The sequence below is a fragment of the Mycobacterium sp. NGS33 genome, from assembly GCF_059812885.1.
Window position 1 is genome coordinate 797,381 of record NZ_JCALDN010000001.1, and the last position, 19,141, is coordinate 816,521.

The following is a 19,141-nucleotide window of genomic DNA, read 5'->3' on the forward strand; positions in this document are numbered from 1 at the left end:
GTTTGCGCGGTCTATCGGTTTGGGAATCGCCCGTTCGGGGCCATACTACCCACTGTTCTTACTCTGCAGTAAGTTCGTCCCCGATACGGTTGTGCTGTAGTCATACCCCGATTTCGCAAGAACATGGAAGGTAGCTCCGGTGGCTCCCAAGGCTTCGTCCGATCTGTTCTCCCAGATCGTCAATTCCGGTCCTGGATCGTTTCTCGCCAAGCAGCTCGGCGTGCCCCAGCCCGAGACGCTGCGCCGTTACAAGGCCGGTGAACCGCCACTGGCCGGCGCCCTGCTGATCGGCGGGGATGGCCGGGTCGTCGAACCGCTGCGCACGGCGCTGGACGCCGATTACGACCTGGTGGGCAACAACCTGGGCGGCCGGTGGGCCGACAAGTTCGGTGGGCTGGTGTACGACGCGACCGGCATCACCACGCCCGAGGGGCTGCGGGGGTTGTACGAGTTCTTCACCCCCCTGCTGCGCAACCTGGGCCATTCCGCGCGCGTGGTGGTCGTCGGCACCACGCCCGACGCCGCCGCCAGCCCGCACGAGCGGATCGCGCAGCGCGCGCTGGAGGGCTTCACCCGTTCGCTGGGCAAGGAGCTGCGCAACGGCGCCACGGTGGCGCTGGTGTATCTGTCGCCGGACGCCAAGCCCGCCGCGACGGGCCTGGAATCGACGATGCGGTTCATCTTGTCGGCCAAGTCGGCCTACGTCGACGGCCAGGTGTTCTACGTCGGGGCGGCCGACTCCACGCCGCCGGCCGACTGGGAGCGCCCGCTGGACGGCAAGGTGGCCATCGTGACCGGCGCCGCCCGCGGCATCGGCGCGACGATCGCCGAGGTGTTCGCCCGCGACGGCGCCCGCGTGGTCGCCATCGACGTCGAATCGGCCGCCGAGGCGCTGGCCGAGACGGCCAGCCGGGTCGGGGGCACCGCGTTGTGGCTCGACGTCACCGCCTCCGACGCCGTCGACAAGATCACCGAGCACCTGCGCGAGCACCACGGCGGCCGCGCCGACGTCCTGGTCAACAACGCCGGCATCACCCGCGACAAGCTGCTGGCCAATATGGACGACGCCCGTTGGGACGCCGTCATGGCCGTGAATCTGCTTGCCCCGCTGCGGCTTACCGAAGGTCTGGTGGCCAACGGCACCCTCGGCGAAGGCGGCCGGGTGATCGGCCTGTCGTCGATGGCCGGCATCGCCGGCAACCGCGGCCAGACGAACTACGCCACGACCAAGGCCGGGATGATCGGGCTCACCCAGTCGCTGGCCCCGGAGCTGTACGGCAAGGGCATCACGATCAACGCCGTCGCACCGGGATTCATCGAAACTCAGATGACCGCCGCCATCCCACTGGCCACCCGCGAGGTGGGCCGCCGGATGAACTCGCTGCTGCAGGGCGGGCAGCCGGTGGACGTCGCCGAAGCCATCGCCTACTTCGCCAGCCCGGCATCAAACGCGGTGACGGGCAACGTCATTCGCGTCTGCGGCCAGGCCATGCTGGGCGCGTAGCGCAACGGGCTGTCGAGGAGAATGCGATGAATCAGCCAAGCGGCCTGAAGAACATGCTGCGTGCGGCGGCCGGGGCGCTGCCGGTGGTGTCCCGCAGCAGCGAACTGCCCACCCGCACGGTGAGCATCGAGGAATTGCCGATCGACCGCGCGCACGTGGCCGAGTACGCGGGGGTCACCGGTCTGCGTTACGGCAATCATGTTCCGCTGACCTACCCGTTCGCGTTGACCTTTCCGGCGCTGATGTCGCTGGTGACCGGGTTCGATTTCCCTTTCGCCGCAATGGGTTCGGTGCACACCGAGAACCACATCACCCAGTACCGCCCGATCGCGGTCACCGACACCGTCGGGGTGCGCGTGCACGCCGAGAACCTGCGCGAGCACCGCAAGGGCCTGCTGGTCGATCTGGTGACCGATGTCAGCGTGGGCAACGACACCGCCTGGCATCAGGTGACGACCTTCCTGCACCAGCAACGGACCAGCCTGTCCGATGAGCCCAAGCCGCCCCCGCAGAAGCAGCCGAAGCTGCCGCCGCCGTCCACGGTGTTGCGGATCAGCCCGGGGCTGATCCGGCGCTACGCCGACGCCGGGGGCGACCACAACCCGATCCACACCAACTCGGTCGCGGCGAAGCTGTTCGGATTCCCGACCGTGATCGCGCACGGGATGTACAGCGCCGCAGCGGTGTTGGCCAACATCGAAGCGCAGATTCCCGATGCTGTGCGGTATTCGGTGCGGTTCGGCAAGCCGCTGGTGCTGCCCGCGACCGCCGGGCTCTACATCGACGAACACGACGGCGGCTGGGACATTTCGCTGCGCAACATCGCCAAGGGGTACCCGCACCTGACCGGCACCGTCCGGCCCCTCTAGCGCCGACGGCCTCGCGTCACCGCTAGCCCGCGTGCGTCGTACCGCGGCCCTGGGCAAGCACTTTCAGTGCGTAGGCGCTGCTCGCGGTCAGCAGGAAGAGCAGAAACAGCCACAACGGTGGCCGGGCGAGTTCCCAGACGAAGATCGCCGCCCAGATCGGTGAGCCCTGGGTCACCGCGAGCACGCCGGCGGCGCCGGCGAGCGAGACCGCCGGCACGTGCAGGTGAGTTCCCGTCGCCGCGTTGATCGCCAAGACCAGCGCCGCCCCGGCGGCTGCGCCGGTGGCCAGCGACGGCGTCAGCAGTCCGCCGGCCCCGCCGGCGCGCAGAAACAGCGCGGTCAGTAGGGGTTTCAGCGCCAGGATCGCCAGCGCGGACACCAGGGTCATGCCGCTGGCCAGGCTCACGGTCAGGATGCTGCGGCCGTTGCCGGGCAACTCGGGCCACCAGTGCGAGCACACGCCCATCACCAGGCCCGCGCCGGCGAGCGCGGGGATCAGCAGCGCAGTCCTGGGCTGGCGGGTGGGCCGGGCCGCGGCCATCAACCGGTTGAACGCCAGCCCCACCACGAGAGCCACTGGCGCCAGCAGCAATCCGTGCGCGGTCAGCAGATACGTCGACTCTCCGATCGGCCACTGCAGATTGGGTTGATCGCGGGTGATGGCCGAGCCGACGGCGACCGCCAAGCCGGAGGACAGAAAGGCCGCGCCCACCGCCCGCGGCCGCCAGGTGGTGAGCAGGATCCGGATCGAGAACAGCGCACCGGCCAGCGGAACCGCATACACCGCGCCCAGGCCCGCGCCGGCCGCGCAGGCAAGCAGGATCTCGCGGTCGCGCGGACCCAGCCGCCTGAGCCATCCGGTTCCCACATCGCCGAGCGCAGCGGCGAATTGGCGCGGGGCCCCCTCTCGCCCGAGCGAGGCCCCCGATCCGACGAGCAGCACCTGCAGCATGGCGTCGACGCTCCAGGAAAGCCGCGGGACCGGTGCGCGGTCGGCGATGGTCTGCGCCAGCGCGGGCACCTCGGCCCGGCGCCGCAACAGCCACCACCCCAGGCCCGCCAGGCCGGCCCCGATCATCGGGCCCAGCATCCGCCGGATCGGGCTGCTGGCGGCCACCCCGGCCAGCAGCGGACCGAAACCGTAGTGGTAGGTGGCGTGCTGGACCACGCGCAGCACGAACGTCGTCGCCAATCCGGCGACCCCGGCGAGCAAGCCGACGATGATTACCGCGCAGAAGAATTCGACGTTGGCGCGGTCCGAGCTCGGCGCGCTCATTCGGGCCACCTGAACGGCTGGGTCTAGTCGCCGGCGGCGTCCGCGCCGCCCCCATCGGGGTGCGCCGCGGCCGCTTCCCGTTCCGCCGGTGAGCCCTTGAGGCCGTACCAGAACAGGTCGATCATCAGCTGTGCCGCCTCCTCGACGTCGACGTCGCCCGTGCTGAGCCGATTCGCGACGGCCTCGCCGGCGCCCACCAGGGCCACGGCCATCATCTCGTGTTCGCGCTCGGAGCGCGGATTGCGGCTACCCGCCCGCATCAGCCCGGCAACCAGGTCGATGATCTGCTCGCGCCCCTCGCGGACCATGTGGGCGAACGCCTGCGAGCTGGTGGCCTGGGTGTACATCACGATCCAGGACGCCCGGTTGGCGTCGATGTAGCGCATGAACGACGCGATGGTGTTGCGCAGCATGTCGTTGGGGCTCTGCTGGAAATCGATGTCGGCGCGTACCGCGTCGATGAACCGGCCCATCTCCCGGTTCAGGCAGGCACCGAACAGGTCTTCCTTGGAGCCGTAGTACAGGTACAGCATCGGCTTGGAGATCTGCGCCTCGGCGGCGATGGCATCCATCGAGGTCTCGTGATAGCCGTTGACCGAGAACATCTGGACGGCGGCGTCGAGCATCTGCTGCTCACGGACGGCGCGCGGTAACCGCTTGGTGCCACCCGCCATCGCTTACCTCTCCAGCCCGTCTATCTGACTCAAGGGTAAGCAATGCGCCTCGCTAGTGGCCGCAGCTGGGGCTGGGGCCCTTCATCGTCGCCACCCGCACCAGCGAATCGTCGACCTGCTTGGCCGGCAGGTCGCCGGACGCCACCGCCTGCTGCAACCGGTCCAAGACCGCCGGCACCTCGTCGGTGGTGACCCACAGCGCCACGTCGACGCCGGCCCGCAGGCTGCGCAGCACGGCCTCCGCCACCCCGTATCGGTCGGAGATGGCCGCCATGCTGGACAGGTCGTCACTGAATACCGGCCCGGTGAACGGCGGGCCCTTGTAGCCGACGCCGTTGCGCAGCAGCTGCACCGCCTCGGGACTCAGGCTGGCCGGGGCGTCGCCGGTGAGGCCGGGAACCTGCAAGTGGCCCACCATGACCCCGACCGGCGGCGTGGTCACCAGGGTCCGGTAGGGCACCAGGTCGTTGTTCTGCAGAGCGTCCAGCGGCGGCGTGACGACGCCCCCGGTGTGCGAGTCGCCCGAGCCGTGGCCGTGGCCGGGGAAGTGCTTGAGCACCGGCAGCAGCCCGGCGTCGCGCAGGCCCTGCGCGTAGGCCCCGGCATACTCGGTGACGGTGGCCGGATCCGCGCCGAACGACCGGTTGCCGATCACGGCGTCGTCGGGCTCGTCGCTGACGTCGACGACGGGTGCGAAGTCGACGGTGATGCCCAGGTCGCGCATCTTCTTGCCGCGGTCGGCGGCCAGGTCGTGCACCTGCTGGGCCGTTTGCGTCTGCGCCAGCTCGCGGGGCGACGGCGAGGTCCCGATCAACGACTTCAACCGCGAGACCCGCCCGCCCTCTTCGTCGACGCTGACCGCCAGGGGCAGCGGCCCCGCCTTGGCCGCGATGTCGGCCAGCGGTCCCTTGAAGATCGACAGGTCCGTCCAGCTACCGATGAAGATGCCACCCACGTGGTAGCCGTTGACGACGTTGCGGGCGTCGTCGGCGTTCTTCACGCCCACCATCAGCAGTTGGGCGAGCTTGTCGCGGATGCCCAACGTGGCCGGGACCGCCGACGGGTCGGCGCACACCGGCGGCGCCGGAGCGGCCACCGGCTTGCTCGACGTCGACGGGCTGGACGGGTGGGCGGCGTGTGGGTGGCCGCAGCCGGCCACCAACACCGACGCGGCTGCGAGCACGGCGAAGGTGCGCGAAAATGCCATCGGGCCATGCTTTCACGGCGGGCGTTTCGCGCCTGGCTCCAGGGGGGATCAACGGTACGTTGCTGATCAGGGGGCTGCACGCCCGTCGGACTGGCAGGGAGGAGCCAGCGATGACCGGTTTCACGTTGGCCGCCGCGGTCAGCGTCGCGGTGGGCCTGTCCGTCGGGGTGGCGACGACCGTCGGGATCACGCTGGCCGTGGCGGATCAGAGCCTGGTGTCGGTGCCGAGCCTGCAGCGCCCCGCGCTTCCGGCCGGGCCCTACCAGGTGGAATACGGCGACCGCTGTTTCCACGGACACTGTCTGCACTGGTGACCGGCACCCCGGTTGACGGGGAGCCCTTCTGCTAGGTTGGCGCTAGGTCGAAAGTCAGGACCGCAAGCCGATACTCAGGAGCCGTCGATGAACCGGATCGTTGCGCCCGCCGCAGCGAGCGTTGTGGTTGGCCTGTTGCTCGGCGCGGCCGCGATCTTCGGGATCACCTTGATGGTCCAGCAAGACACGAAGCCGCCACTTCCCGGGGGCGATCCGCAGTCGTCAGTGCTCAACCGGGTCGAGTACGGCAACCGTAGCTAGCCAGTCGCGGACGGGGGCCGCAGCGCCGGCCTCATGCTCGACGGCTGGGCCGGTTTCGCGGCGGTGGTTGTGGTTGGTCGGTGCGATCGCGCTGGCCCTGACGTTCGCCCAATCGCCGGGACGGATCTCCCCGGACACCAAGCTTGACCTGACCGCCAACCCCCTGCGGTTCCTGGCCCGCGCGACCAACCTGTGGAACAGCGAGCTGCCGTTCGGGCAGGCCCAGAACCAGGCCTACGGCTACCTGTTTCCGCACGGCACCTTCTTTCTCCTCGGCCACGCGCTGGGCGTGCCCGGCTGGATCACCCAGCGGCTGTGGTGGGCGCTACTGCTCACCGTCGGCTTCTGGGGGCTGCTGCGGGTCGCCGAGGCGCTGCGGATAGGCAGCCCGGCGTCGCGGGTGATCGCCGCCGCCGCGTTCGCGCTGTCCCCGCGGGTGCTGACCACGCTCGGCTCGATCTCGTCGGAAACCCTGCCAATGATGTTGGCGCCGTGGGTGTTGCTGCCCACCATCCTCGCCCTGCGGGGCACCGGCGGCCGCTCGGTGCGCGCGCTGGCCGGTCAGGCCGGCCTGGCGATCGCCCTGATGGGCGCCGTCAACGCCATTGCGACCGCGGCGGGCTGCCTGCCCGCGGCGATCTGGTGGGCGTGCCACCGGCCGAACCGGTTGTGGTGGCGTTACACCGGCTGGTCGCTGGTGGCGCTGGTGCTGGCCACGCTGTGGTGGGCGGTGGCGCTGATGATGCTGCGCGCCATCAGCCCGCCGTTCCTGGATTTCATCGAATCGTCCGGCGTGACGACGCAATGGTCGTCGCTGGTCGAGATGCTGCGCGGTACCGACAGCTGGACCCCGTACGTGGCGCCGACCGCCACCGCGGGCGCTCCGCTGGTGACCGGGTCGGCGGCCATCCTGGGCACCTGCCTCGTCGCGGCGGCCGGCCTGGCGGGGCTGGCCCGCCCGGCGATGCCGGCGCGCGGGCGGCTGGTGACCATGCTGTTGGTCGGGGTGGTGCTGATGGCCGCCGGGTACAGCGGCGGGCTGGGCTCGCCCGTGGCCCACGCGGTGCAGGGGTTCCTGGACGCCGGCGGCGCCCCGCTGCGCAACGTGCACAAGCTCGGCTCGGTGATCAGGATCCCGGTGGTGCTGGGACTCGCGCAGCTGCTGGGGCGGATCCCGCTGCCGGGCAGCGCGCCAATGCCGGTGTGGCTGCGCGCGTTTGCGCATCCCGAGCGCGACAAACGGGTGGCGACGGCGATCGTGGTCGTGACGGCCCTGCTGGTCAGCACGTCGCTGGCCTGGACGGGCCGGCTCGCCCCGCCGGGGACGTTCACCGCGATCCCGCAGTACTGGCAGGAGGCCGCCGACTGGCTCACCGAGCACAACGCCGCCGCCGGGCCCGGGTCCCCTCCCCCCGGGCGGGTGCTCGTCGTTCCCGGCGCCCCGTTCGCCACCCAGGTGTGGGGCACCAGCCATGACGAGCCGCTGCAGGTGCTGGGCGCCAGCCCGTGGGGGGTGCGGGATTCCATTCCGCTGACCCCGCCGCAGACCATCCGGGCGCTCGATTCGGTGCAGCGCCTGTTGGCCGCCGGCCGCCCCTCGGCAGGGCTCGCCGATACCCTTGTCCGGCAAGGCATTTCCTACCTGGCGTTGCGCAATGACCTGGACCCGGACACGTCACGCTCGGCGCGCCCCATCCTGGTCCACCGCGCCATCGACGGGTCCCCCGGACTGCGCAAGGTCGCCCAGTTCGGCGCGCCGGTGGGCCCCGGCACCCTGACCGGTTTCGTCGCCGACAGCGGGCTGCGACCGCGCTACCCGGCCGTCGAGATCTACCGGGTCGGCGGCGATGACGAGCCCGGCGCGCCGTATTTCGTCGACGCCGACCGGATGGCCCGGGTCGACGGCGGGCCGGAGGCGCTGCTGCGTCTGGACGAGCGGCGGCGGCTGCTGGGCCGGCCACCGCTGGGCCCGGCGCTGCTGAGCGCCGACGCGCGAGCCGCCGGGCTGGCGACGAACGGCGGGGTCACGATCACCGACACCCCGGTGGCCCGCGAGACGGATTACGGCCGGGTGGACCAACATTCGTCGGCCATCCGCGCTCCGGGCGATGCCCGGCACACCTTCAATCGGGTGCCCGACTACCCCGTCCCCGGCGCCGATCCGGTGGCCGGGGCGTGGACCGGCGGCCGGATCACGGTATCGAGTTCGTCGTCGGATTCGACCGCCATGCCCGACGTCGCACCGGCGACCTCGCCGGCCGCCGCGATCGACGGGGATTCGGCGACCGCCTGGGTGTCCAACTCGCTGCAGGCCGCCGTCGGTCAATGGATGCAGATCGATTTCGACCACCCGGTGACCAACGCGGCGATCACGCTGACACCCAGCGCCACCGCCGTCGGGGCGCAGGTGCGGCGGATCCTGATCGAAACCGCCACCGGCAGCACCACTTTGCGTTTCGACCAGCCCGGCAAGCCGCTGGCCGCGGCACTCCCCTACGGCGAGACCCCGTGGGTGCGGATCACCGCGGCGGGCACCGACGACGGTTCGGCCGGGGTGCAGTTCGGCATCACCGACCTGACGGTCACCCAGTACGACGCGTCCGGATTCGCCCACCAGGTCGACCTGCGGCACACCGTGCGGGTGCCGGGGCCGCCGCCGGGCACGCCGATCACGGGGTGGGACCTGGGATCCGAACTGCTGGGCAGGCCGGGCTGCGCCCACGGGCCCGACGCTGTGCGTTGCGCGCCGTCGATGGCCCTGGCCCCGGAGGAACCGGTCAACTTCAGCCGGACGCTGACCGTGCCGGAACCGGTGTCGGTGATCCCGGCGGTGTGGGTACGGCCGCGGCAGGGCCCGAAGCTCGCCGACCTGATCGCAGAGCCGAATAGCACGGTCGCCCACGGTGATTCGGATACGGTGGACGTCCTCGGCTCCGCCTACGCGGCCACCGACGGCGACCCGGCCACCGCGTGGACGGCACCCCAGCGGGTGGTGCAGCACAAGACCCCGCCCACGCTGACGCTCACCCTGCCGCGGCCCACCGAGGTCACCGGCGTGCGGCTGACTCCCGGTCGATCGGTGCTGCCGGTGCACCCGACGATGGTGGCCGTCAACCTGGGGGACGGCCCGCAGGTGGTCGCGGTGAACGCCGAGGGGACGCAGACGGTCCCGCTCAAACCCCGGGTGACCGACACCGTGACCATCAGCCTGCTGAACTGGGAAGACGTCATCGACCGCAACGCTTTGGGTTTCGACCAACTCAAGCCGCCGGGGCTGGCCGAGATCGCGGCCCTGGGCGTCGACGGCAACCCGATCGCCGCCCCCGACCCCGGCCGCAACCGCGCCCGGGAGGTCACCGTCGGCTGCGAGCGCGGACCGGTCATCGCGGTCGCGGGCCGGTTCGTGCACACCGCGATTCACACCACCGTGGGGGCGATCCTGGACGACGCCCCCGTCGCGGCGGTGCCGTGCGAACACGACCCGATCGCGCTGCCCGCGGGCCAACAGGAGTTGCTGATCAGCCCGGGCGCTCAATTCGTCGTGGACGGGGCCCAGCTGTCCGCCCCGGTGCCCGCCGAAATCGCACGGCCCCTTCATGTTTCGACATGGCGCGCATGGGGCCCGGATCGGCGCGAAGTGCAGGCACCCGCCTCCCCGAACTCCCGGGTGCTGGTCATCCCGGAAAGCATCAACCCGGGCTGGGTGGCGCGCACCAGCACCGGGGCGCGCCTGACGCCGGTCGCGGTCAACGGGTGGCAGCAGGGCTGGGTGGTGCCCGCGGGCGACCCGGGGACCATCACGCTGACGTTCGCCTCCAACTCGCTCTACCGGGCCGGCCTGGCGGTGGGGCTGGCCCTGCTGCCGTTGCTGGCGCTGTTGGCGCTCTGGCGCACCCGGCGACGAACGGTCGACGACACTGCCGAACCCGCGCGACCGTGGCGGCCCGGCCCCTGGGCGGCCGTCCCCGTGCTGGCCGCCGGGGCGCTGATCGCGGGCGTGGGCGGTGCGGTGGTGATGGGGGCGGCCCTGGGCCTGCGATACGTCCTGCACCAGCGGCGCTGGGAGCGCCTGAGCGTGGTGTGCGGCGCGGGCGGGCTGATCCTGGCCGGGGCGGCGGTGTCACGGCAACCCTGGCGGTCGGCCGACGGCTACGCCGGCCATTCCGCGAGTGTCCAGGCGCTGGCCCTGATTTCGCTTGCGGTGCTTGCCGCTTCGGTGGTTGCGCTCCCCCCACGCGCCGGTGGCCCGCGACGCATAGTCGGCCGGGCTATTGGCTACCCGTTTACCGGCTGATTGACTGGATACGCGGGTTGGCGTAGCCGTCACCGACCGAGGAGTTAGCGCCATGGACTGGTTTTCCGCACCCCAATATTGGGTGGGCAGACTGGTGCTCGAGCGCGGCGCCGCGGCGATCTACCTGCTCGGGTTCATAGCGGCCGCGGTCCAGTTCCGCGCCCTCATCGGGGAGCGCGGCATACTGCCCATTCCGCGGTTTCTGGCGCGGCAATCGTTTTGGCGCACACCGAGCCTGTTTCATCTGCGGTATTCCGATCGGCTGTTTTCCGCCGTCGCCTGGCTAGGGGCGGCGTTGTCGGCGGCGGTCGTCGCCGGGGCCGCCGACGCGGTGCCGTTGTGGGCCGCGATCGTGATGTGGCTGGCACTGTGGGTGCTTTATCTGTCGATCGTCAACGTCGGGCAGACCTGGTACTCGTTCGGCTGGGAATCGCTGTTGCTCGAAACCGGGTTCCTGATGATCTTTGTGGGCAACCACGACGTGGCCCCTCCAGTCCTGACGTTGTGGATGGTGCGGCTGCTGGTGTTCCGCGTGGAATTCGGTGCGGGACTGATCAAGATGCGCGGCGACCCGTGCTGGCGCGATCTGACGTGTTTGTACTATCACCACGAGACGCAACCCATGCCGGGTCCGTTGAGCTGGTTCTTCCACCACCTGCCCAAGCCGCTGCATCGGATCGAGGTGGCGGGCAACCATTTCGCGCAGCTGATCGTGCCGTTCGGATTGTTCGCGCCGCAGCCGGTGGCCAGCGTGGCCGCCGCGATCATCGTCGTCACCCAGTTGTGGCTGGTCGCCTCGGGCAATTTCGCGTGGCTGAATTGGGTCACGATCGTGCTGGCGTTCAGCGCCATCGATGACGCGTCGATCGCGACCGTGCTGCCCAACGGCCTGGTCCCGGCGCATGCGGGCCCGACGCCGCCCTGGTTCGTCGGTCTGGTGGTCGCGGTCACCGCCGCCGTGGTGTTCATGAGTTACTGGCCGGTGGCCAACATGCTGTCGTCGCGGCAACGAATGAACATGTCGTTCAACTCGTTCCACTTGGTGAACACCTACGGCGCCTTCGGCAGCATCGGACGGATCCGCCGGGAGGTGGTGCTCGAGGGCACCGACGAAGCGGTCATCACCGCCCAGACCGTCTGGCAGGAATACGAATTCAAGGGTAAGCCGGGCGCACCGCGGCGGCTGCCGCGGCAGTGGGCGCCCTATCACCTGCGCCTGGACTGGCTGATGTGGTTCGCCGCGATCTCGCCGGGCTACGCGCAGCCGTGGCTGAGGCCGCTCCTGCAACGCTTGCTGGAAAACGATCGACCGACGCTGCGGTTGTTGCGGCACAATCCCTTTCCGGATGCGCCCCCCCGGTTCGTGCGGGCGCAGCTCTACCAGTACCGCTTCACCACACCCGCCGAGCTGCGGCGTGATCGGGCGTGGTGGCACCGCGCCCTGATCGGCGGTTACGTCCCGCCGATGAGCTTGCCGCGGGCGACCAGCGCCAACTGACGGCCGAGGGGTTTCCCATCGCGGTTCCGTTCACCGCAATTCAAACCCTGGTCAGCCCAACCGATCTGCCATAACCTCGCCTGGCACTGCGCCGCAGACTTGCCGGCGCGGATCGCACCCGCCGACAGCCAAGAGGATTACGCAACCCGTGAATCTACGATGCCATGCCGCGCTGCTGCTGGCTGCCGTCGCCCTCCTGCTGCCGGGGTGCGTCTCCCGCCCACACGCCGCCGGTCCCGGCCAGGTGCCGCAGCAAGTCCCGCTGTCAGAGCTGGCCGACGTCACGCTGACGGTCGGCGATCAAAAGAGCGTGGCCACCGACGCCATGCTGCGCGCCGCCGGCGAACTGCAGGGCCTCCCGTACCGGATCGCTTTCTCCACCTTCACATCCGGGCCGCCGATGATCGAAGCCGCCGCCGCGGGCAAGATCGACTTCGCCATCACCGGTGACACCCCACCGATTTTCGGCGCGGTCGCCAGCGCCCGCATCAAGGTGGTGTCCGCATACGACGGCGGCGGCCCCGGCGACCAGATCCTGGTCCACACCGATTCGACCGTCCAGACGGTCCCCGACCTGCGCGGCAAGACGATCGCGCTGGCCAAGGGCAGTTCGGCGCACGCCAATGTGCTCGACCAGCTGGACAAGGCCGGTCTCACACCGGCCGATGTCCACCTCGTGTTCCTGCAGCCCGCCGACGCCCTGTCGGGATTCCGCAACGGTCAGGTCGACGCCTGGGCGGTCTGGGACCCCTACACCGCCCAGGCCGAACAGCAACTCCCGGTGCGCGGCCTGGTCACACGCAAGCACAAGTACTCGTTCGGCGTCGCGTCCGACAAGACGTTGGGCGACGCCAAGACCAACACGGCCCTGGGGGATCTACTGGCGCGGTACGCCAGAGCCGCGGCCTGGGCGCGCGAGCACTCGCAGCAGTGGGCCGGCGAGTACGCCAGGTCCGCAGGCGTCGATCCCACCGTCGCCGCCGTCGCGCAGGGCCGCACGCTGCGGCAGCCGATCCCGCTGGACGACACCGTGGTCGGCAGCGAGCAACGCCTCACCGATCTCTTCGCGGCCGCCGGCCAGATCCAATCCGCGCCGCGTTTCGGCGACTGGGTGGATCGCCGCTTCAACGCCACCGCGGCGACGGGTCGCGCGGCGCCGCGATGAGTCGCCCCTGTGGTGCAACCGCTTTCGCGCATGACGCGGCCAATGGATCGGTTACTTCTGGTAGGACAGCGCTCCGGTGCCCGCGAGCTTGCCGCCTTCGACGATCAGGTACTCGGGGCGGATGGGCTTGCCGGCGAACCAGCTTTCCAGGATTTCGCGGGTGCCGGCGGCGTAGCGCGCCTGCGCGGACAATGTGGTGCCCGAAACATGCGGTGTCATAGCGTTATTCGGCATCGAGCGCCAGGGGTGATCGGGGGGCGGCGGCTGCGGATACCACACGTCTCCCGCGTAGCCCGCCAGCTGGCCGGACCTCAGCGCGTCCGCGATGGCTTCCGGGACGGTCTCCTCGGCGCGGGCGGTGTTGACGATGTAGGAGCCCCGCCGCATCGTCGAGATCAGCTTCTCGTCGAACATCCTGCGGGTGTCGTCGTAGAGCGGTGAGTGGATGGACACCACATCGACCGCCCGCACCAGCGATTCGACCGTGGGGTGAAACGTCACGTTGAGTTGTTTCTCGGCTTCGGGCGCCAGCCGGCGGGTGTCGGTGTAGTGCAGGTTGACGTCGAAGGGCGCCAGCCGGCGCAGCACGGCACGCCCGATCCGCCCGGCGGCGATCAATCCGACGTCCATCCCCTCCAGGTCGTAGGCGCGCGCGGCGCAATCGGCGATGTTCCAGCCGCCGCCGGCCGCCCATCGATGCGACGGCACGAAATTGCGCACCAGCGCCAGGATCTGCATCACCGTGTGCTCGGCGACGCTGATGCTGTTGCTGTATGTCACCTCGGCCACGGTAATCCCGCGCGCTTGCGCCGCGTCCAGATCCACGTGGTCCGAGCCGATGCCGGCGGTCAGCGCCAGTCTGAGGTGGGGCGCCTTGGCGATGCGCTCCGCGGTCAGGTAGGCCGGCCAAAATGGTTGCGAGATCACGATTTCCGCGTCGGCGAGCTCGCGTTCGAATTCCGAATCCGGCCCGTCCTTGTCCGACGTCACCACCAACTCGTGTCCCGCGTCTTTAAAGAACCTGCGCAACCCCAGGGCGCCCGACACGCAGCCGAGGAGCTCGCCGGGGGTGAAGTCGATGGTCGACGGGGTCGGCACGGTGCTGCCGTCGGGGTATCCCCGGATCGTCGGCACGCTGTCGCGCGCGTAGCGCGGCGGATACCCGTCGACGGGGTCGGGGTAGAGCACCATCACACACTTGGCCATCGAGGCCTCCTTCAGCCGGGGGTCAAGCCCAGTCTCGGAGGGCGACCGCGCGGTTGTCCAAGACGCGGTTCCGACCGGCTGATAGGCGGCGCCGATCAGCGCGGCTAGGACGGCTCGCTCAGCGTGACGCCGAGGCGGGCCTCGCGCGCGATGCGGCGCAGCGCGCGGGTCAGCAACGAACCCGGCTCGGCCCGGTTGGTGACCAGCGCTATCAACGCCGTGACCGACGGGCGCCGCAACGGCAGCACCACCACGCCCGCGGGCACGCCCAAGGTGTGGATCCATGGTTGCGGCACGATGCTTGCCCACCGGCCGGTGCGAACGTGGGCGAACAGCGCTGCCACGGAATCGGTTTCCAGCTGCGGGGTGACCTGCAGGCCGTGGGTGGCCAGCGCGTCGTCGATGACCCGGCGCCCCCGCATGCCCTGCGTCAGCAGACACAGCGGCAGCCGCACGGCATCCGTCCACGCCATGGTTTTCGCCTCGCCGCCAAGGAGTTCGGCGGCGGCGATGAGCACCGGCTGCTCATGATAGAGCGGGGTGACCAGCAGGTCGGCCGTGTCCTGTTGGTCCGGATACAGGATGCCCGCGTCCAATTCGAACTTGCGGACGCGCTCCACGATGCCGGCCGAGCGCAGGTTGACCTCGAGCTGAACCCGCACCAACGGATGCGCCGCGCAGAATGGGTCCGTCAGCAGCGCAACGGTAGTCGAAGCGGCCGGCACCACCCCGAGCCGCAGTTCGCCCGTCAGGCCGGCCCGCAGCGCGGTCACCTCCTGCTTGAGGGCGTCGCGGTCGGCCAGGATGCGCCGCGCCCATGGCACCAGCCGCTCACCTTCGGGGGTGAGCCCTTCGAACTTCTGTCCGCGCCGCACCAGCGGGACGTTGAGCTCGGATTCGAGCTTGCGGATGGCTTCCGACAGCGCGGGCTGGGAGACGTAACAGGCCCTGGCCGCGCGCGCGAAGTGGCGCTCTTGCGCGAGCGCGACGAAATACTCCAGCTGACGGAACAGCATGTGCCCATTCGACCACGGTCCCGCCCCGGTGCCCATTCCCAGGTGCCCCACGGCGGGCACCACCCAGCCCCCGTTAATTGCCGTGACAGTCAAGGGCTTTCACCATGACGGCCCGCGCGAGACCGCCCGCACCGCGGACCCCCGCCGCACCACCCGACGTCGAATAAGTTTGCCGAATAGCGGTGAAGCGCGACCTGTGATACACCATCATGAACGCTCGACACCTGGGTGAGCTCGACGGAAGGAAAGATGGGCATGGCTTTCGCACGGGGTTTTGCGACAACCGCTATGTTCGCCGGCTTAGCTGCCTGTAGCGCCGGCACCGCATGGGCCGATACGCCCACAATGAACGGCAACTACACCGAGACCGCGACAACACCGGCCGGGGCAACGTTCAACACCTCTTGGGCGGTCAACTCCTGTGGCGACGGATGCATCTTCATCAAAGCCGGGCTGGGTGGCAGCCAGGCGCGATTGATCGACGGTCAATGGGTCTTGGACACGATGAACAACGTCGCCTGCGCCGACGGCAGTTCCGTTCAGTATGCCTCCAGCTCCCATATGACGTGGGACCCGAACACCCTTGAGGGCACGGCGCAGCAGACCTATGTCATCCCCGCCTGCGGGCACCCGGCGGGCTACTCCTACACCGACCAGATAAAGATCAAGCAGGCGTCCTGACCCGAGCCGGCGCAGGCGTCTACAGCGTTTCGTCCAGCTCGCCGAGGCGGTCGGTCAACCGCAGATTCTCGGAGTAGTCGACCGGGCAGCTGATCAGCGAGACCCCGTCGTCGTCGAGCGCGGCCCGCAGCGTCGGCAGCAGTTCATCGGCGTGAGAGATCCGATATCCCTTGGCGCCGAAGCTTTCCGCGTACTTCACCACGTCGGGGTTGTTGAACTTCACGTAGTAGTGCGCCCCGAGCTCGAGGTCCATCTTCCACTCGATGAGGCCGTAACCGCCGTCCTCCCAGATCAGCACCACCAGCGGGATCCGCTCGCGCACGGCCGTCTCGATCTCTTGGGAGTTCATCAAGAACGCACCGTCGCCGACGACGGCCAGCACCTTCGCCTCTGGCTGTGCCAGCTTGACGCCCAGCGCCCCGGGGAGGGCGAAACTCATGGTGGACAAGCCATTTGAGATCAGGCAGGTGTTCCGCTCAAAGGTCGGGTAGAGCCGGGCCATCCACATCTTGGTGGCGCCCGTGTCGACCAGGACGATGTCGCTGCGGCCCAGTGCCGCACGGGTGTCGGCGACCACCCGGGCGGGCGCCATTGGGTAGCGCGAATCCTGTTGTCCCCGTTCGAATTCCTCGGCCAGCAGGCCCGATCCGGGGACATCGGCGGCATGTTCGAAGGTATGGCCGGACAGCGCGTCGGTCAGCGCGTTCAGCGAGTCGCTGATATCGCCGATGATCCCCACGTCGACCGAGTAGTGAGCGTCGACCTCGGCGGGAAACCGGTGAATGTGGATGATCTTCTTGTCGGCCTGCGGGTTGATCCGGACCGGGTCGAATTCCTGTAGCTCGTAGCCGACGGTGATGACGGCGTCGGCGTTGTCGAACCCGAAGTTGACGTAGTCGTGCCGCATGAAGCCCAGCGTCCCGATGCTGTTCGGGTGGTCGTCGGGCATGACGCCCTTGCCGTGGAAGGTGTTGGCCACCTGGATGCCGAACTCCTCGGAGAAGCGCACCAGGGCCTTGGTGGCGTCGGCGCGCGCGGCGCCGTGCCCGGCCAGCACCACCGGGCGCTTGGCGTTGCGCAGCACCTCGACCGCGCGTGCCACCTGGCGGGGCGCCGGGGCGTCGGCGCGGACGACGTTGCGCGGCAACGGCGCCAGGTCATAGTCGGTGTCGTCGGCATCGATGTGCTCGGGCACGGCCAGATACACCGCGGCCGGACGTTCGGCCTCGGAGACCTTGAACGCCTTGCGGACCATCTCGGGGATGGCGCGCGCCGTCGGGACGCCGGCCGACCACCGGGTGATGGGGGCGAACATCGACACCAGGTCGACGTACTGGTGTGACTCCTTGAACTCCCGGTCGTGGCCGACCTGCGCGGAGATGGCGACCAACGGGGTGCTGTTGGTGGTGGCGTCGGCCACCCCGAGCTGCATGTTGATCGCGCCGGGTCCCAGCGTGGCCGACACCACCGCGGCGCGTCCGGTGACCCTGCCGTACATCTCGGCCATGAACGAGGCGGCCTGCTCGTGCCGGGTGAGCACATAGCGGATGTTCGAGGACGCCAGCGCCTGCACGAACCGGATGTTCTCCTCGCCCGGAACCCCGAACACGACGGAAACACCCTCGTTTTCCAGGCACTTGACGATCAGCTCAGCGGCTTTGCTCATCCGACACCTCCCTTAGGGGAACGATAGTGGCAGGCTAGGTGTTGGACTTTTCAGCCGTATGCAACACGAACCCGATGAAGGAGGGCCGACGTGCCCATCGCCACCATTAACCCGGCTACCGGCGAGACAGTGAAGACCTTCACCCCGGCCACCGACCAGGAGGTCGACGCCGCGATTGCCCGTGCCTACGAACGCTTCCTCGATTACCGCCACAACACCACGTTTGCCCAACGCGCCGAGTGGGCAAACGCCACCGCCGACCTGCTCGAAGCGGAGGCCGACGAGGTCGCCGCCATGATGACGCTGGAGATGGGCAAGACCCTGAAGTCGGCCAAGGCGGAAGCGCTGAAGTGCGCCAAGGGTTTTCGCTACTACGCCGAAAACGCCGAGAAGATGCTGGCCGACGAGCCGGCCGACGCCGAGGCGGTGGGCGCGAAGAAGGCCTACACCCGCTACCAACCGCTCGGGGTCGTGCTCGCCGTGATGCCGTGGAACTTCCCGCTGTGGCAGGCCGTGCGGTTCGCCGCGCCGGCGCTGATGGCCGGCAACGTCGGGATCCTCAAGCACGCGTCCAACGTGCCACAGTCCGCGCTGTACCTCGCCGACGTGATCGCCCGCGGCGGCTTCCCCGAGGGCTGTTTCCAGACCCTGCTCGTCTCCTCCAGCGCGGTCGAGCGCATCCTGCGCGATCCGCGGGTGGCGGCGGCGACCCTGACCGGCAGCGAGCCGGCCGGCCAGTCGGTGGCGGCCATCGCCGGTGACGAGATCAAGCCGACCGTGCTCGAGCTCGGCGGCAGCGACCCGTTCATCGTGATGCCGTCGGCGAACCTGGACGAGGCGGCCAAGACGGCGGTCACCGCCCGAGTGCAGAACAACGGCCAATCCTGCATCGCCGCAAAGCGGTTCATCGTGCACACCGACATCTATGACGCGTTCGTCGACAAGTTCACCGAACAGATGGAGGCGCTGACCGTCGGTGACCCCACCGACCCGGACACCGACGTGGGTCCGCTGGCCACCGAGTCGGGCCGCGACGAGATCGCCAAGCAGGTCGACGACGCCGCCGCGGCGGGGGCCAAGATTCGCCTCGGCGGCAAGCCGATCGACCGGCCGGGGTGGTTCTACCCGCCGACCGTCGTCACCGACATCACCAAGGACATGGCCCTCTACACCGAGGAGGTGTTCGGCCCCGTCGCGTCGATGTACCGGGCCGCCGACATCGACGAAGCCATCGAGATCGCCAACGCCACCACGTTCGGCCTGGGGTCCAACGCCTGGACCAACGACGAGGCCGAACAGCAGCGCTTCATCGACGAGATCGAGGCCGGCCAGGTCTTCATCAACGGGATGACGGTGTCCTACCCGGAGCTGGGATTCGGCGGCGTCAAGCGGTCGGGCTACGGACGCGAACTCGCGGGCCTGGGCATCCGCGCGTTCGTCAACGCCAAGACCGTGTGGGTCGGGGAATCCGAGAGCGGCTCCTCGTCGGGCGGCAACAAGGTCGAGTGAG

At 69.5% G+C, this 19,141-nt stretch carries 15 protein-coding genes; 9 read left to right on the plus strand and 6 right to left on the minus strand.

What is annotated here, in order from left to right:
• Nucleotides 1-139 precede the first annotated feature (139 nt).
• Together AC5Y5B_RS03610 and AC5Y5B_RS03615 are read left to right on the plus strand one after the other, a co-directional pair.
• Complete coding sequence (locus AC5Y5B_RS03610; protein ID WP_500003617.1) at nucleotides 140-1,504, plus strand: 3-oxoacyl-ACP reductase; 1,365 nt, start codon at nucleotides 140-142, stop codon at nucleotides 1,502-1,504.
• Between the two features lie 26 nt (nucleotides 1,505-1,530).
• Nucleotides 1,531-2,373 (plus strand): MaoC/PaaZ C-terminal domain-containing protein, encoded by an 843-nt coding sequence (locus tag AC5Y5B_RS03615; protein WP_112632744.1) that lies wholly within the window; start codon nucleotides 1,531-1,533, stop codon nucleotides 2,371-2,373.
• A 22-nt stretch (nucleotides 2,374-2,395) separates the two neighbouring features.
• On the opposite strand, the gene AC5Y5B_RS03620 is transcribed toward AC5Y5B_RS03615, so the two are convergent.
• The 3 genes from AC5Y5B_RS03620 to AC5Y5B_RS03630 are packed head-to-tail and all read right to left on the minus strand — an operon-like array spanning nucleotide 2,396 to nucleotide 5,530.
• A complete protein-coding gene (locus tag AC5Y5B_RS03620; protein WP_500003620.1) occupies nucleotides 2,396-3,649 on the minus strand; it encodes a chloride channel protein in 1,254 nt (417 codons plus the stop codon).
• A 23-nt stretch (nucleotides 3,650-3,672) separates the two neighbouring features.
• Nucleotides 3,673-4,323, minus strand: a complete 651-nt coding sequence (locus AC5Y5B_RS03625) for a TetR/AcrR family transcriptional regulator (protein WP_500003624.1) — start codon at nucleotides 4,321-4,323, stop codon at nucleotides 3,673-3,675.
• Between the two features lie 52 nt (nucleotides 4,324-4,375).
• A complete protein-coding gene (locus AC5Y5B_RS03630; protein WP_500003625.1) occupies nucleotides 4,376-5,530 on the minus strand; it encodes a glycoside hydrolase family 3 N-terminal domain-containing protein in 1,155 nt (384 codons plus the stop codon).
• Nucleotides 5,531-5,640: 110 nt separating this feature from the next.
• Here AC5Y5B_RS03630 and AC5Y5B_RS03635 point away from each other — a divergent pair, with 110 nt between their 5' ends.
• The 5 genes from AC5Y5B_RS03635 to AC5Y5B_RS03655 all read left to right on the plus strand — a co-directional run bounded on the left by AC5Y5B_RS03635 (nucleotide 5,641) and on the right by AC5Y5B_RS03655 (nucleotide 13,062).
• Nucleotides 5,641-5,844 (plus strand): DUF2613 family protein, encoded by a 204-nt coding sequence (locus tag AC5Y5B_RS03635; RefSeq protein WP_112632748.1) that lies wholly within the window; start codon nucleotides 5,641-5,643, stop codon nucleotides 5,842-5,844.
• 87 nt (nucleotides 5,845-5,931) lie between these two features.
• Complete coding sequence (locus AC5Y5B_RS03640) at nucleotides 5,932-6,105, plus strand: DUF2613 domain-containing protein (protein ID WP_007769006.1); 174 nt, start codon at nucleotides 5,932-5,934, stop codon at nucleotides 6,103-6,105.
• 67 nt (nucleotides 6,106-6,172) lie between these two features.
• Nucleotides 6,173-10,399, plus strand: a complete 4,227-nt coding sequence (locus AC5Y5B_RS03645; protein WP_500003630.1) for an alpha-(1->3)-arabinofuranosyltransferase domain-containing protein — start codon at nucleotides 6,173-6,175, stop codon at nucleotides 10,397-10,399.
• A 52-nt stretch (nucleotides 10,400-10,451) separates the two neighbouring features.
• Complete coding sequence (locus tag AC5Y5B_RS03650) at nucleotides 10,452-11,897, plus strand: lipase maturation factor family protein (RefSeq protein WP_500003634.1); 1,446 nt, start codon at nucleotides 10,452-10,454, stop codon at nucleotides 11,895-11,897.
• Nucleotides 11,898-12,045: 148 nt separating this feature from the next.
• Complete coding sequence (locus tag AC5Y5B_RS03655; RefSeq protein ID WP_112632750.1) at nucleotides 12,046-13,062, plus strand: ABC transporter substrate-binding protein; 1,017 nt, start codon at nucleotides 12,046-12,048, stop codon at nucleotides 13,060-13,062.
• A gap of 51 nt (nucleotides 13,063-13,113) precedes the next feature.
• Here the strand turns inward: AC5Y5B_RS03655 and AC5Y5B_RS03660 are convergent, their stop codons facing one another.
• Together AC5Y5B_RS03660 and AC5Y5B_RS03665 are read right to left on the minus strand one after the other, a co-directional pair.
• Nucleotides 13,114-14,268: an NAD-dependent formate dehydrogenase gene (locus tag AC5Y5B_RS03660; RefSeq protein WP_112632751.1), complete on the minus strand. Its 1,155-nt coding sequence runs from the start codon at nucleotides 14,266-14,268 to the stop codon at nucleotides 13,114-13,116.
• A gap of 104 nt (nucleotides 14,269-14,372) precedes the next feature.
• Complete coding sequence (locus AC5Y5B_RS03665) at nucleotides 14,373-15,284, minus strand: LysR family transcriptional regulator (RefSeq protein WP_500003855.1); 912 nt, start codon at nucleotides 15,282-15,284, stop codon at nucleotides 14,373-14,375.
• Between the two features lie 255 nt (nucleotides 15,285-15,539).
• Here AC5Y5B_RS03665 and AC5Y5B_RS03670 point away from each other — a divergent pair, with 255 nt between their 5' ends.
• Nucleotides 15,540-15,965: a hypothetical protein gene (locus AC5Y5B_RS03670; RefSeq protein WP_133259231.1), complete on the plus strand. Its 426-nt coding sequence runs from the start codon at nucleotides 15,540-15,542 to the stop codon at nucleotides 15,963-15,965.
• A gap of 19 nt (nucleotides 15,966-15,984) precedes the next feature.
• Here the strand turns inward: AC5Y5B_RS03670 and AC5Y5B_RS03675 are convergent, their stop codons facing one another.
• Nucleotides 15,985-17,631 (minus strand): acetolactate synthase large subunit, encoded by a 1,647-nt coding sequence (locus AC5Y5B_RS03675; protein ID WP_500003642.1) that lies wholly within the window; start codon nucleotides 17,629-17,631, stop codon nucleotides 15,985-15,987.
• Between the two features lie 90 nt (nucleotides 17,632-17,721).
• On the opposite strand from AC5Y5B_RS03675, the gene AC5Y5B_RS03680 reads away from it, so the two are divergent.
• Nucleotides 17,722-19,140, plus strand: a complete 1,419-nt coding sequence (locus tag AC5Y5B_RS03680) for an NADP-dependent succinic semialdehyde dehydrogenase (protein ID WP_500003644.1) — start codon at nucleotides 17,722-17,724, stop codon at nucleotides 19,138-19,140.
• Nucleotide 19,141 lies beyond the last annotated feature (1 nt).